Genomic DNA, 14,784 nt, shown 5'->3' with positions numbered 1-14,784 from the left:
TCTGGCGCCACGACAGTGCAGCATTGGGGCGCCACCGGGGACCAGATGCTGCACAGTCCCGCAGCGGGTCAGCCCGGAATGGTGTCCCCCGGCACGGCAGGCATCCGACGCACGAACCAGTCCGACCGCGGGTCGACGACGGGCTCGACCCGGGCAGCGGCGGTCAGCACGGTGGAGCCGTGCGCGCCCGCGAGCACCAGGGAGAGCTCGAGCGAGCGCACTTGGGGCAGGTCGTTCTGCAGCTGGGCGACCCGCTGGATCAGGCGCTCCACCTCGTCGACGTCGACGACCTCGCTGCCGCGGTAGCCGAACAGCATCGGCGAGGACCTGATCTCCCGGACCATCGAGGCGGCGTCGTGCTGGAAGATCGGCGGGATCCGGTACGACACGTCGGACAGCAGCTCGATGATCGGCCCCGAGATGCCGAAGGAGACGACCGGCCCGAAGAGCGGGTCCTCCAGGCTGCGGATGGCGATCGGCACGCCGGGCTGGGCGTTCTTCTGCACCACGTAGCCCGCGTCGTCGGGCTCGCCGACGATCTCGAGCAGGCTCTCCCACGCGTCGCGCATCTCCGCGGAGGAGTCGATGTTGCGCCAGACGTGCGCGAGGTCGGGCCGCTCCCGGACCCGCTCGGTGGTGGCCTTGAGGATGACGTCCCACCCCAGCTCGCGGCCCGCCTTCTGGGCCTCGCGCAGGGTGGCCACCCGCCGGGCCTCCGACAGCTCGATGCCGTACGCCGCAAGCAGCTCGGTGAGCGCAACGGCGTCGAGGTCGACGCCGTCGGGGTTCGCCGCGAGCGCTCGCCCGATGACCTGCTGGGCGGTCGCGAGGTCGACCGCGTCGGGGTCCGGCGCCGCCCCGTCGGGCGTGCGCAGCCACACGGCGTACTCCACGACCTTGGCGAGCGCCCTGACCGCCGCCTCGACGGCCGGGTAGGACGGCACCGAGCCGCGGCCCGCGGTGGACCCGGCCACGTCCGGCACCCGGAGCAGCTCGGGGATGCCCTCGGCGCCGAGGAACGACGAGACCAGCGGCTTGTCGGACTGCTCCCCCACCGCGGCCAGCACGTTGGCGATCTGCTCGCCGGGCACGCTCAGCGGCGGGATGTAGACCACGACCACGGCGTCGACGTCGGGGTCGTCGATGGCGTCGTCGAGCGCCTCCTCGAAGTCCTCCGGCGATGGCTCGGCACTCAGGGCCACCTGCTTGTTGACGACCAGGCCGACCGCCGACGCCGCGTCGGCCGCGAGCAGGCCCAGCGCGTCGGAGTTGCCGACGATCGCGACCCGGCGCCCGCGCGGGAGCGGCTGGTGCGCGGCGAGCTGGGCGACGTCGAACATGTCCTCGAGGGTGTCGACCTGGATCACCCCGGCCTGGCGGAACATCGCGTCGACGGCCTGCGGTGGCGCCGCGATCTTGCGCACCGTGTGCCCCATCGGCACGCCCTGGGTCGTGCGGCCGGAGCGGACGGCGATGATCGGCTTGCGCAGCGAGACGCGGCGGGCGATGCGGGAGAACTTGCGCGGGTTTCCGATCGACTCGAGGTACATCATCACCACCTCGGTCGACTCGTCCTCCTCCCAGTACTGCAGGAGGTCGTTGCCGGAGACGTCCGCGCGGTTCCCGGCGCTGACGAACGTCGAGAGGCCCAGGCCCCGGTTGCGGACCTTCTCGAGGATCGCCGACCCGAGCGCACCGGACTGGCAGAAGAAGCCCGCGCGCCCGCGGGGCGGCATCAGGGTCGCCAGCGAGGCGTTGATCGACACCTCGGGGTCGGTGTTGATGATGCCGAGCGCGTTGGGACCGATGAGGCGGACGCCGTACGAGCGCGCGAGGCCGACCAGCCGGCGCTGCCGCTGCCGGCCCTCCTCGCCGGTCTCGGCGAAGCCCGACGAGATCACCACCAGCCCGTGCACGCCCTTCGCGGCACAGTCGAGCACGACGTCCTCGACCGAGTCGGCCGGCACCGCGACGATCGCGACGTCCACGTCGTCCTGGATGTCGCTGACGGACTTGTACGCCGGCAAGCCGGACACCGCCCCCGCGCTGGGGTTGACGGCGTAGACCCGGCCGCTGAAGTCGCCGGTCACCAGGTTGCGCACCAGCGCCTGCCCGATGGTGTCCTGACGGCGGCTGGCGCCGATGACGGCGACCGACCGCGGGTTGAAGAACCGGTGGATCGAGGCCGCCTCCGCGATGTGCTCCCGGCCCTGCATGATCCCGATCGCGGTGTCGGTCGGCTCGATCGGGAACTCGAGCTGGAGCACGCCCTCGTCGTAGGCGCTGACCACGCGGTAGCCCGCGTCGCGGAAGGTCTGGATCATCCGCTGGTTGTCGGGGAGCACCTCGGCCACGAACCGCTCGATGCCGCGCTCGCGGGCGGCCTGAGCGAGGTTCTCCAGCATGATCTGGGCGATCCCCCGCCCCTGGTGCTGGTCCTCCACCAGGAAGGCGACCTCGGCCTCGCCCGGCGAGACGAGGTCGTAGCGCGCCACCGCGATGATCTGACCCTGCAGGGTCAGCACGAACGCCACCCGCTGGTCGTGGTCGACCTGGGTGAACCGCGCGACGTCTCGGTCGGACAGGTGCGGCATCGGCGAGAAGAACCGGTAGTACTTCGACCGGTCCGACACCCGCTCGTAGAACTCCACGAGCAGGTCGGCGTCCTCGGGCTGGATCGGCCGCAGGTGCGCGGTCTTGCCGTCGCGCAGGACGACGTCGGCCTCCCAGTGGCGCGGCGGCTCGGTCGCTGTCGCCTGCTCGGTGCCGCTCACACGTGCCATCGTAGGAGGCGGCGTCCTCCCTGCCGGTTGTGTCTCGGCCGCATGCGTGTCCCCGCTGGGGGCCGACCACGGCCGGCTGCCCTCGGTGCGGTGGCTTCGAGGCTCAGGCGCAGCACGCCTTCGCACCTCAGCCACCGCACGACGCGAGCCCCACGGTGGCTGAGGTGCGAGGAGCTCCAGCGACGAGCCTCGAGGCCACCGCAAGGAAGGCACCCGCCGGACCCCCCGCCGATCGAGCCTGTCGAGATCCCCGCAGCAAAGGCACCCGAGCTGAGCAGCTCCCAGCGCAGGCTGCGGAGGCTTCGAGGCTCAGGCGCAGCACGCCTTCGCACCTCAGCCACCGTACGACGCGAGCCCCACGGTGGCTGAGGTGCGAGGAGCTCCAGCGACGAGCCTCGAAGCCACCGCAAGGAAGGCAACCCGGCCGACCACCGCCGATCGAGCCTGTCGAGATTCCCGCAGCAAAGGCATTCCACCGAGCAGGTTCCGAGCGCAGGCCGAAGCTCGCGGGGGTATCCAGTCGGCGTGCCACCCGCCACCGCGTCGGTGCCGCGGGAGAGGATGGGGTCATGGCACGGCGTGGCACCAAGCAGGACCTCCCCGACGACTTCGAGGAGCACATCCTCGACATCGACGTGGGCGACGAGATGCGCTCGTCGTTCCTGGAGTACGCCTACTCGGTCATCTACTCCCGTGCGCTGCCCGACGCCCGCGACGGGCTCAAGCCCGTGCAGCGCCGGATCCTCTACACGATGAACGACATGCGGCTCTTCCCCGACCGCGGGCACGTCAAGAGCGCCCGCGTGGTCGGCGAGGTGATGGGCCGCCTGCACCCGCACGGCGACGGGGCGATCTACGACGCCCTGGTGCGGCTCGCGCAGCCGTGGTCCATGCGGGTGCCGATGATCGACGGCCACGGCAATTTTGGATCTCCCGACGACTCCCCGGCAGCCATGCGATACACGGAGTGCCGGATGGCGCCGCCGGCGGTGGCGATGACGGCGTCGATCGACGAGGACACCGTCGACTTCAAGCCCAACTACGACAGCCGCGAGACCGAGCCGGTCGTGCTGCCGTCGGCGATCCCCAACCTCGTGGTCAACGGCAGCACCGGCATCGCCGTCGGCATGGCCACCAACATGGCCCCGCACAACCTGGTCGAGGTGGTCCAGGCGCTGCGCCACCTGATCGCGCACCCCAACACCTCGGTCGACGGGCTGATGCGGTTCGTGCCCGGCCCGGACCTGCCGACCGGCGGCAAGATCATCGGCCTCGACGGCATCCGCGACGCCTACGAGACCGGCCGCGGCAGCTTCCGGATGCGGGCGACCGCCCGCGTGGAGGCCGTCGGCCGGCGCAAGGGCATCGTGGTGACCGAGATGCCGTACGCCGTGGGGCTGGAGAAGGTCGTCGAGCGCATCAAGACGCTCGTGCAGGGCAAGAAGCTGCAGGGCATCTCCGACGTCAAGGACCTCACCGACATGGCCAACGGCACCCGCCTGGTCATCGAGATCAAGAACGGCTTCGTCCCGGAGGCCATCCTCGAGCAGCTCTACAAGCTCACGCCGATGGAGGAGTCCTTCGGCATCAACAACGTCTGCCTGGTCGACGGGCAGCCGCGCACGCTCGGGCTCAAGGAGCTCCTCGAGGTCTTCCTCCAGCACCGCTACGACGTCGTACGCCGCCGGTCGACGTTCCGCCGCGACAAGAAGGCCGAGCGGCTCCACCTGGTCGACGGCCTGCTGATCGCGCTGGTCGACATCGACGAAGTCATCCAGGTGATCCGCACCAGCGACGACACCGCGACCGCGCGCGAGCGGCTGATCTCGGTCTTCGACCTGTCCGAGGCCCAGGCCAACTACATCCTCGAGATGCAACTGCGCCGGCTGACGAGGTTCAGCCGGATCGAGCTCGAGAAGGAGCAGGAGACCCTGCGCCGTGAGATCGAGGAGCTCGAGGCGATCCTCGGCGACGAGGCCCTGCTCCGGAAGGTCGTGTCCGACGAGCTCGCCGAGGTCGCCAAGACCTACGGCACGCCGCGGCGCACGGTGCTCCTGGAGTCCGCCGGCACCACGGTCACGCCTGCGACCGCCACGCTCGAGGTTGCCGACGACCCCTGCTTCGCCTTCCTCTCCGCCAGCGGGCTCCTGGCACGCACCTCCAGCGACGAGCCGGTCGGCGAGGGCGGCGCACGCACCAACCACGACGTGGTGATCTCCGCGGTCCCGGCGACCGCGCGGGGCGAGGTCGGCCTCCTCACCAGCCGCGGCCGCCTGATCAAGCTGTCGGTGCTCGACCTCCCCGCGCTGCCGGCGTCGGCCAACGACCCCAACCTGCAGGGCGGCTACCCCGTCAGCGAGCTTGCGTCGCTCGAGCCCGGCGAGCGCGCGCTCGCGCTCAGCCGGCTCTCCACCGACGGTCCCGGGCTGGCGATCGGCACCCGCAGGGGCACCGTCAAGCGGGTCAACCCCGAGGTGCTGGGCAAGGACGAGTGGGAGGTGATCCGGCTCGACGACGGCGACGAGGTGGTCGGTGCGGTCGAGCTGGCCACCGGCACCGAGACGCTGTGCTTCATCACCACCGATGCCCAGCTGCTGCACTTCGGCGCCGCCGCGGTGCGGCCGCAGGGTCGCTCGGGCGGCGGCATGGCCGGCATCCGCGTCGCCGCGGGCGAGACGGTCGCGTGGTTCGGCGCGCTGGCGTCGACCGACGACGCCGTCGTCGTCACCGCCTCCGGGTCCTCCACGGCCCTGCCCGGCACCGAGCCCGGCGCGGTCAAGGTGACGCCGTTCAGCGAGTACCCACCCAAGGGCCGGGCGACCGGCGGCGTCCGCTGCCACCGGTTCCTCAAGGGCGAGGACACCCTCGTCACCGCCTGGGCAGGCGACGCCCCGGCGCGGGCCGCGGCCGCGAGCGGCGCGCCCGTCGACCTGCCCGACGCGACCGGCAAGCGCGACGGGTCCGGCACGCCCGGCAGCCAGCCGATCGCCGCGGTGGCCGGCCCGGTGGGTGCCAGGCTGGCGCGGTTCGCGACGGCGACGCGTGTGCAAGGCTGAACCCGTGACCCACCCTGGCTCCGCGCGGCTGCGACTGCTGCTCGCTCCCGTGGCCCTCGGCCTGGGCCTGGGCGGGCTCTTCGGGTGCGGCGGCGACGACGAGCCGAAGGGCGGAGGCAACGCCGACGAGGTCCTCGCCGCGGCCAAGAAGACGCTCGACGAGACCAGCGGGGTGAAGATCTCGCTCGCGACCGACGACCTGCCCAACGGCGTCACCGGCATCACCTCGGCCGACGGCACCGGCGTGCACCCCTCGGCGTTCGAGGGCACCTTCAAGCTCAGCGTCAGCGGCCTGCCCGCCGATGCCGACGTGATCGCGGTCGACGGCAAGACCTACGCCAAGAACTCGCTGCTGCTGCCCGACTGGACGCCCATCGACCCGGCCGACTACGGCGCCCCCGACCCGGCCAGGCTGATGGACCCCGACGGCGGGTTCTCGGGCCTCCTCTCCGCGGCCGAGGACGTCGAGGCGGGCGACTCGGTGCGCGGCGGCGCCGGCAACAAGGAGATCCTCACCGAGTACACCGGGACCATCTCCAGCGACGCGGTCGAGGCGCTGATCCCGGCCGCCGAGGGCGACTTCGACTTCACCTACACGATCAGCGACGAGGGTGAGCTGCGCGAGGCCGTGATCAAGGGCGCGTTCTACGGCAAGGACGAGGGCGACGTGACCTACACGCTGACCCTCGACGACTACGGCACCGAGAAGGAGATCACCGCGCCGTGACCGCGGCGGGCCGCTCGCCGCGGCTGTTGCTGTCGCTGGCCTCGGTCGCGGTGGCCTTCGCGGCCGCCGACACCTACGTCGTCGTGCTCGCGCTGCCCGAGATGATGGGCAGCGCCGGCATCCCGATCGAGGAGCTCCAGCGCGCGGCACCGATCGTCTCCGGCTTCCTGCTCGGGTACGTCGCCATGCTCCCCCTCATCGGCCGGATCGCCGACCTGCGCGGGCGGCTGCCGGTGCTCACTGCCGCGCTCGTCGTCTTCGCCGTGGGGTCGCTCGTCACCGCGCTCGCCTACGACCTGCCCAGCATGGTGTCCGGCCGGTTCCTCCAGGGTCTCGGCGGCGGCGGCCTCGTCCCGGCCACGCTGGCGCTGGTCGCCGACCTCTACCCCGTCGACCGCCGCGGCGTACCCCTCGGCGTCGTGTCGGCCGTCCAGGAGCTCGGCTCGGTCATCGGCCCACTCTTCGGAGCCGTCGTGCTCGCCTTCGCCGACTGGCCCGTCATCTTCGCCATCAACCTCGCCGTCGGGCTGGTGCTCGCCGCCGCGCTGCGGGCGACCGGGGGTCGAGGGACGGTTGCTGCGCCCGTCTCGACACCAGCCCAGCGACGGCGCCTGCCCGACCCGGTCGGCTCGCTCCTCCTCGCGGTCACGGTGCTCGTCGGCGCCGTCGTCTTCGTCCGGCCGCCCGGCGTGGTGCGTGACCTGACCTGGGGCGAGTACTTCATCCCCTTCGCCGGCAACGGCCGCTGGCTCACCCCGGTCGGCGTCGTCGCGATGACCGCACTCGCGCTGTTCGTGCTGCGCTGCCTCACCGCCACGCGTCCGCTGGTCGACCTGCGCGGGTGGGCGCGCAGCGCGCGCGACGCCGACCTCACCGGTGCCCTGTTCCTGGCCGTCGCCCTCGGCGGGGTGATCCTCGCCTTCGCGACGGCCGACCCCGCCGTGCAGCTCTTCTCCGACCAGGGGGTCTGGTACCTCCTCGGCTCCGCGGTCGCGACCGCGGCCCTGGTCGTCCACCTGCGGCGCGCCGGGTCGCCGCTGATCCCCCGGGGTGCGCTGCGGCGTACGCCCGCCTGGGGCGCGGTGGTCGTGAGCTTCTTCGTCGGGGCCGCCCTGATCGCCGCGCTCATCGACATCCCGATCTTCGCCCGCACCACGACCTACCGGACCTCCCAGCTCCTCGCGGCGCTCGTCCTCGTCCGGTTCCTCGTCGCGCTGCCCGCCGGCGCGATCCTCGGCGGCTACCTGATCCGGACCCGCAGCGCGGGGCTCGTCACGGCCGTCGGCATGTCGATGTCGGCCGTCGGCTTCGGCCTGATGTCGCGCTGGGACGTCGACACGCTCGACCACCACGTCACCTCCACGGCGACGCTGGTGCTGTGCGGGTTCGGGTTCGGCCTCGCGCTGGCCCCGGTCAACGCCGCGATCCTGGCCGCGACCGACCCCGAGGTGCACGGCGTCTCGACCGCGATGGTCGTCGTCGCCCGGATGGTCGGGATGCTGGTCGGCATCTCGGCGCTGACGACGATCGGCCTGCACCGCTACTACGCCAAGCAGGACGCGCTCCAGTCGGTCGCCGAGGTGTGCGGCGGGCCGAAGATGTGCTCGGCGTACCGCGACCTCCAGAAAGCCGCCGGCGTCGCGCAGGAGCAGACCGTCTTCCTCGGCGCGGTCGTCTGCGCGGTCGCCGCCGCCTTGCTGGCGCTGCTGCTGTTCCGGGGCGTCGCCACCCGGTCGGTCGGCACGGTCGAGGCGCTCCGCTCCGTGGGCTGACTTCCGGGCCGAGGCGGCCACCGGTTAGCGTTCGGGACGTGGGTGACTTCGACGATCTGCTGGCCGCCAACCGCGACTACGCCGCGAGGTTCGACCTCGCCGGGTTCGACGGGATCGCGCACGCCGGGGTGGCCATCGTGACCTGCATGGACTCCCGGCTCGACCCGCTCAACATGGTGGGACTCAAGGCCGGCGACGCCAAGATCTTCCGCAACCCCGGAGGACGCGTCACCTCCCCCGCCCTCGAGGCGCTGGTGCTCGGCGTGCACCTCCTCGGGGTGCAGCGGATCCTGATCATCCCGCACACCCGCTGCGCCATGAACCTCCACACCGAGCAGCAGCTGCGCGAGAAGGTCGGCGAGTCCGCCGGCGTCGACGCGACCTGGCAGGCCTTCGGCGTGATCGACGACCCCATCGCCGCCCTGGAGGACGACGTCCACCGCGTGCAGTCGCACCCGCTCATCCCCGACACGGTCGTGGTCGGCGGTTTCATGTACGACGTCGACACGGGCCTGCTCGACCAGAAGCTCTGAGCGCTGCCCGCCCCGCGCGCGACCCTAGGCTGACGGGATGCTGACGCGGGTGGGTGGCTGGCTCGTGGCGGTGGTGGCCGCGACCTGCCTGACCGGCTGCACCGACGAGCAGGCAGCCGCGCCCACGCACCCGGAGCCGACCGACACCGCGGCGACCCCGTCCTCCGAGGCCGCGCCGCGCGAGGAGCCCGAGCAGGCGCACGAGCCCGCCGTACGCCGCCCCCGCACCGCCAAGCAGGCGCTCGCCACGCTGGTGGCCTCCGAGCGTGCGATCGCCGACCCGGCCACCAGGCCGCGCGCGCTCGTCCGTGCCGCCCGCGCCCAGCAGCTCGCCTACCGCGCCCTGGGCGCCCACCCGGCGTGGGACGCCACGGTCCGCGCCGGTCTGCCCCGGTCGCTGCGCGGCGTCGTCGGCGACAACGTCGCGTCGCGACGGGAGTTCCGGGCGATGCACTCGGTGCTCTCCGACGAGCTGCCCGCCTGGCGGATCGTCGCCCCGGCGCGGGCCGACGAGCTGCTACGCCTCTATCGGCGCGCGGAGCGGGCCCACGGCATCGGCTGGGAGTACCTCGCCGCGATCAACCTCGTGGAGACCGCGATGGGCCGGATCCGCGGCACGTCGGTCGCCGGCGCGCAGGGCCCGATGCAGTTCCTCCCGCGGACGTGGGAGCGGTGGGGCCGCGGCGACATCGAGGACCCGGCCGACTCGATCATGGCCGCCGCCCGCTACCTCGCCCACGACGGCGGCGCCCGCGGCCGGCTCCCCCAGGCGCTGTTCCGCTACAACAACAGCGACCACTACGTCCGCGGGGTCACCCTGCTCGCGCAGGTCATGGAACGCCGGCCCCGAGCCTTCTACGGCTACTACCACTGGGACGTCTACTACCTGACCACGCGTGGCGACGTCCGCCTGCCGGTCGGCTACGACCGCGCCCGACCGGTGCCGGTCGAGCGCTGGTTGGCCACGCACCCACAGCGGTGAGTGCGCGGCCTCCGGACGGCCAGGACCGGACTAAGCCCGGCAGGGTGCCGACGCCTGCGAGGCGGCCGCGCTCGCGGCCTGCGCCGACTTCAGGGCCGCCTTGGCCGTCTTCAGCTTCTTCTTCGCCTTCTTGATCTTGCTCGCCTTGCCCGACTTCTTGGCGGTCTTGAGCGCCTTCTTCGCCTTGGCCACCTTGGTCTGGGCCTTCGTCAGCGCCGCGGCCGCGGCGTTGGCCGCGGCCGTCAGCGTCGAGCAGTCGTAGGCGGTGAAGGTCACCGAGGCCGGGCTGGCGTCGGCGTTGCCGACGACGTCGGTCGCCCGCACCTGGAAGGTGTGCTGCCCGGCAGTGACGCTCAGCGACGCCGGGCTGGTGCACGCCGAGAACGGCGCGGCGTCGAGGGAGCAGGCGAACGCCGAGCCCGCCTCGGAGGCCGTGAACCCGATCGGGACGGTCAAGGCCTTGGCGACCCCGCCCGGGAACGCCGTGGTGATCGTCGTGTCGGGCGCGATGCTGTCGTTGACGTAGGACACCGAGCTGGTCGAGCAGTCGGAGTCGAGCTGACCGGGCTTCGTCGCGGCGGCGAAGATCGTCGTCGTCGTGTTCGCCGGCACGGTGGCGGTGACGCCGGTGCTCTGGAAGGCCGCCGCCGTGCCGCTGCCGAGCGGGGTGCCGGTGCAGGCGCTGTTGCCGTAGAGCGTCACCGTCGACCCGGCCTCGGCCGTGCCGGTGATCGCCGGCGTGGTCGAAGTCGCCGGACCGGACGGGTTGGCGCCGGTCACGGTGGGCGCGGCGGTCTGCGGGATGTTCAGCGCGTCCGCGACGGCCCGGTCGGCCATGATGAAGCCCGACCCGCAGTCCGTCGCGGGGGCAGCGGTCTCGCACGCCCGGGCGTTGGCAGGGGTGGTCATGATCGTCGCGACCTCGTCGACGGTCAGGGCCGGCGCGCCCGACCGGATCAGGGTGGCGATGCCGGCCGCGCTCGGCGTCGCGGCGCTGGTGCCGAAGAACGTCAGCAGGGCGGGCACCGTCGTCGACACCCCGTCTGCCGCCGCCAGGGCGGGCTTGGGCCGGACGACGGGGACGCCGAGGGGCACCCCGAGCTTGTCGAAGTAGCGCGTGATGCTCGGGCCGCGGGAGCTGAACGACTCCGGCGTGGTGGGCGTGCTCCAGTTGCTCGCCGCCACGGCCAGCGAACCGGCCGCGGAGGCGGCGTCGGGGTTGATGGCGTTGGAGCTGGTCCCGTGCTCGATGTTGCTCACCGTCGCCCCTCCGGCGATCCACTTGAGCTTGGGGGTGCCGGACCCGGCCACGCGGTGGATGCCGATCCCGACCGTGTGCGAGCCGCCGGGCAGCGAGATCTGCTCGACCTCGTTGGGGAGGCCGGTGACGATGTTGTTGTCGTCACCGGACGCGACGAGGCTGCCGTCGACGTACCAGTCGAGCGAGAGGTTGGTGGTGGCGGCTCCCCACGGCTCGGCCCACTGCAGCGAGACGTAGGGCGAGGAGCCGACGAACGTGCCGAGGGTCTGCACCGTGTCGATCGCGGCGCTGGGGTCGAAGTCGTTGTCGGCGCCGGCGCCCATGGTGCCTTCCCAGCTCTGCTTCGCCCGGTTGCCGGCCGAGGCGAAGTAGCTGACGCCCGCCGCCTTGGCCGCGTCGACGGCCTGTGCCACCTGGCCGTCCTGGAACATCGGCTCGTCGAGGTAGAAGATGTCGTCGGCGATGATCTTGACGCCGGCGGCGACCAGGTTGTTGATGCTGGTCGCCTTGCCCGACGCGCTGACCGTCCCGCTCGAGAAGTACATGTCGGTGACGCCCGGCGCCTCGTCGTAGATGATCTCGGCCATCGCCCGGCCCTCGTCGATCGTCCCCGGGCCGGGGTCGTCGAGCAGCACCGTCACGTTGGCCGGCAGGTTGCCCGTCGCCTGGCTGCCGGCCACGCCCGTGCCGACCTTGTTGATCGTGTCGGAGATGATGCCGACCTTGACGCCCGCACCCGTGGTCCCGAGGGCCCGCGCCTGCGGGCCGTGGTGGGCGGCGTCGCCCTGCGAGGTCACGCTGCCGGTGTCGCCGCCGGTGTCGGAGCCGTCGGCGGAGTCCTTCCCGGCGCGCACGACGGTGATCGCCTTGGTGGCGCTGAGCGCGGTGGCGTCGTACAGCCTCGTGGCGGGCAGCCAGCCGGCGACGATGCGCTGAGGTGCCCTGTCGTTGGTGGCCGTGACCCGCATGCCGAGGTCGCGCAGCGCCGCGTCGGCCGCGCCCAGCGAGCCGTCGACGTAGACGTTGACGAGCACGTCGCCGTCGTCGACGCGCGCTCCGGTGAGCTGGCGTACGCCGTTGCCGAGGTCACCGGCGGTGTGCTGGGTGACCGGCCGCCCCGCGGCGGCGGCATCGGCGAGGATCTGCAGCGAGCCGTCGAGCTTGGCGACCACGGGACGTCCGGGCTGGGACGGCCCGGCGGCGCTCGCCGGCTGGAGCCCGAACGCGAGGAGTGCGGTGGTGACGAGGGCGATCGGAACGACGAGGCGACGATTCACGCGATGAACCTACGTCCGGACCGTCCTGACCGCGATGACCCACACGGGGGATATTCGAGCGAGCCGCGAGGCGGTCAGGCGTCGAGCGTCGCCGCGTCGATCTCGTAGGCGCCCTGCACGAGGAACTCCTTGCGCGGGGCGACGTCGGAGCCCATCAGCAGCTCGAAGACCTGGGCCGAGGCCTCCGCGTCGTCGACGGTGAGACGGCGCAGGGTGCGGCGGCGGGGGTCCATGGTCGTCTCGGCCAGCTGGTCGGCGTCCATCTCGCCGAGGCCCTTGTAGCGCTGCACCGGCTCCTTCCACGAGACGCCCTTCTTGGACAGCTCGGCGAGCTTCCGTTGCAGCTCGTCGTCGGAGTAGGTGTAGACGTACTTGTCCATCCCCTTCTTGGAGTTGGAGATCTCGATGCGGTGCAGCGGCGGCACGGCGGTGAAGACCCGGCCCTCCTGGACGAGCTCGGGCATGTACTTGAAGAACAGCGTGGCCAGCAGGCAGCGGATGTGCGCGCCGTCGGAGTCGGCGTCGGCCATGAAGATGATCTTCTGGTAGCGAGCCGACTCGAGGTCGAAGGTGCGACCCGAGCCCGCGCCGACCACCTGGATGATCGAGCCGCACTCGGCGTTCTTGAGCATGTCGCCGACCGACGCCTTCTGGACGTTGAGGATCTTGCCGCGGATCGGCAGCAGCGCCTGGAACTCGGAGTTGCGCGCCAGCTTGGCGGTGCCGAGCGCCGAGTCACCCTCGACGATGAACAGCTCGCTGCGCTCGTCGGTCGCGCGGCAGTCGGCGAGCTTGGCCGGCAGCGCCGAGGACTCGAGGGCGTTCTTGCGCCGCTGGGTCTCGCGGTGCTGGCGGGCCGCGACGCGGGTCTTGGCCGCGCCGGCGACCTTCTCCATGACCAGCTTGGCCTGCGCCTTCTCGGCGCGCTTGGTCGAGGTGAGGAACTTCTTGAGCTCGCGCGAGACGACCTTCTTGACCGCGGCCTGCACCTGGGGGGTGCCGAGGATCTCCTTGGTCTGGCCCTCGAACTGGGGCTCGGCCAGCCGGACGGTCACGACGGCGGTCAGGCCCTCGAGGACGTCGTCCTTGATCACCTTGTCGTCGTTGGCCTTCAGCACGCGCGCGCCGCGCATCGCGTCGTTGAACGTGTCGGTCACGCCGCGCTCGAAGCCGTTGACGTGGGTGCCGCCCTTGGGCGTGGCGATGACGTTGACGAAGGACCGCAGCTCGGCGTCGTAGCCGGTGCCCCAGCGCACCGCGATGTCGACGTCGAGCTCGCGCTCGACCTCCTGCGGCGTCATGTGGCCCTTCTCGTCGAGCACCGGGACGGTCTCGGTGAAGGTGTCCTTGCCCTGCAGCCGCAGGATGTCGGTGACGGGCTCGTCGTGGGCGAGGAAGTCGGCGAACTCCGCGATGCCGCCCTCGTGGCGGAACTTCTCCTCGCGCATGTCCGGCCCGCGCAGGTCGCGGATGACGAGCTCGAGGCCCGGCACGATGAACGCCGTCTGCTGGGCGCGCCCGAGCAGCCCGTCGAACTCGAAGGTGGCGTCCTTGGTGAAGATCTGCCGGTCGGGCCAGAAGCGGATGCGGGTGCCGGAGCGGTTCTTGGCGACGCGACCGCCCTTGCGGGTCAGCCCCGACTTCGGGCTGAACGCCGCGCGGGGGCCCTCGCCGTCGAAGATGCCGGGGACGCCGTGCTTGAACGAGAGGCCCTGCTGCGACGGCGGGCGCTCGACGTCGATGTCCATCCGGGCCGAGAGCGCGTTGACGACCGACAGGCCGACGCCGTGGAGACCGCCCGTGGCGACGTAGGAGCCGCCGCCGAACTTGCCGCCCGCGTGGAGCTTGGTGGCGACCACCTCGACGCCGGGCAGGCCGGTGCGGGGTTCCTTGTCGGTGGGGATGCCGCGGCCGTCGTCGTGGACCTCGACGGAGTCGTCGGGATGGAGGGTCACCTCGACGTGGCGGGCGGCGCCGGCGAGCGCCTCGTCGACGCCGTTGTCGATGATCTCCCAGAGGCAGTGCATGAGGCCGCGGGTGTCGGTGGAGCCGATGTACATGCCGGGCCGCTTGCGGACGGCCTCCAGGCCCTCGAGAACCAGGAGGTGCGCGGCGTTGTAGGCAGTGTCGATCGGGTGCTCCTCGGTCGTGCGGTGTCGGCGCCCCATCCGGGGTACCTGTCGGTGACGAATCTACCCACGACACGCCGAGGCTCCACGGAGGCACGCCTGCCATCTGCTCGGGTCTAGCGTGATGAGGGACGCACCACCCGCAACACCGCACCACCGTTGGAAAGCCGTCACAGATGCACCGGCTTCACCGTTCACACCACACGAGTGTCACCGAGGCCACACACTGGTCCAGGAGTGGGACGCCGCGTGGGTGGGAACACC

8 protein-coding genes are annotated in these 14,784 nt (G+C 72.0%); 5 read left to right on the top strand and 3 right to left on the bottom strand.

Annotated elements, in window-relative coordinates; genetic code table 11:
* Nucleotides 1-68: 68 nt before the first annotated feature.
* On the bottom strand, nt 69-2,774 hold the full coding sequence (locus G514_RS0104025) for a bifunctional acetate--CoA ligase family protein/GNAT family N-acetyltransferase (RefSeq protein WP_028650709.1): 2,706 nt from the start codon (nt 2,772-2,774) through the stop codon (nt 69-71).
* A gap of 578 nt (nt 2,775-3,352) precedes the next feature.
* Here G514_RS0104025 and G514_RS0104020 point away from each other — a divergent pair.
* From G514_RS0104020 to G514_RS0104000, 5 genes are read left to right on the top strand one after another with little or no spacing between them, the layout of a single operon-like run.
* Nucleotides 3,353-5,839, top strand: coding sequence for a DNA gyrase/topoisomerase IV subunit A (locus tag G514_RS0104020; RefSeq protein WP_028650708.1), 2,487 nt, complete (start codon nt 3,353-3,355; stop codon nt 5,837-5,839).
* Between the two features lie 4 nt (nt 5,840-5,843).
* Nucleotides 5,844-6,566: an LppX_LprAFG lipoprotein gene (locus G514_RS24765; protein WP_051246673.1), complete on the top strand. Its 723-nt coding sequence runs from the start codon at nt 5,844-5,846 to the stop codon at nt 6,564-6,566.
* Nucleotides 6,563-8,338, top strand: a complete 1,776-nt coding sequence (locus G514_RS0104010; protein WP_028650707.1) for an MFS transporter — start codon at nt 6,563-6,565, stop codon at nt 8,336-8,338. The genes G514_RS24765 and G514_RS0104010 overlap by 4 nt, the downstream gene beginning before the upstream one ends.
* Nucleotides 8,339-8,376: 38 nt before the next feature.
* Nucleotides 8,377-8,871 (top strand): beta-class carbonic anhydrase, encoded by a 495-nt coding sequence (locus tag G514_RS0104005; RefSeq protein ID WP_028650706.1) that lies wholly within the window; start codon nt 8,377-8,379, stop codon nt 8,869-8,871.
* 37 nt (nt 8,872-8,908) lie between these two features.
* Nucleotides 8,909-9,853, top strand: coding sequence for a lytic transglycosylase domain-containing protein (locus tag G514_RS0104000; RefSeq protein ID WP_028650705.1), 945 nt, complete (start codon nt 8,909-8,911; stop codon nt 9,851-9,853).
* Between the two features lie 30 nt (nt 9,854-9,883).
* On the opposite strand, the gene G514_RS0103995 is transcribed toward G514_RS0104000, so the two are convergent.
* Nucleotides 9,884-12,391, bottom strand: a complete 2,508-nt coding sequence (locus G514_RS0103995) for a S8 family serine peptidase (protein ID WP_028650704.1) — start codon at nt 12,389-12,391, stop codon at nt 9,884-9,886.
* A 74-nt stretch (nt 12,392-12,465) separates the two neighbouring features.
* Nucleotides 12,466-14,559, bottom strand: a complete 2,094-nt coding sequence (locus tag G514_RS0103990; RefSeq protein ID WP_028650703.1) for a DNA gyrase/topoisomerase IV subunit B — start codon at nt 14,557-14,559, stop codon at nt 12,466-12,468.
* Nucleotides 14,560-14,784 lie beyond the last annotated feature (225 nt).

The organism is Nocardioides halotolerans DSM 19273 (assembly GCF_000422805.1).
GTDB lineage: Bacteria > Actinomycetota > Actinomycetes > Propionibacteriales > Nocardioidaceae > Nocardioides > Nocardioides halotolerans.
The sequence above is the reverse complement of the archived record's forward strand: the minus strand, read 5'-3'. Positions and strand labels throughout refer to the sequence as shown.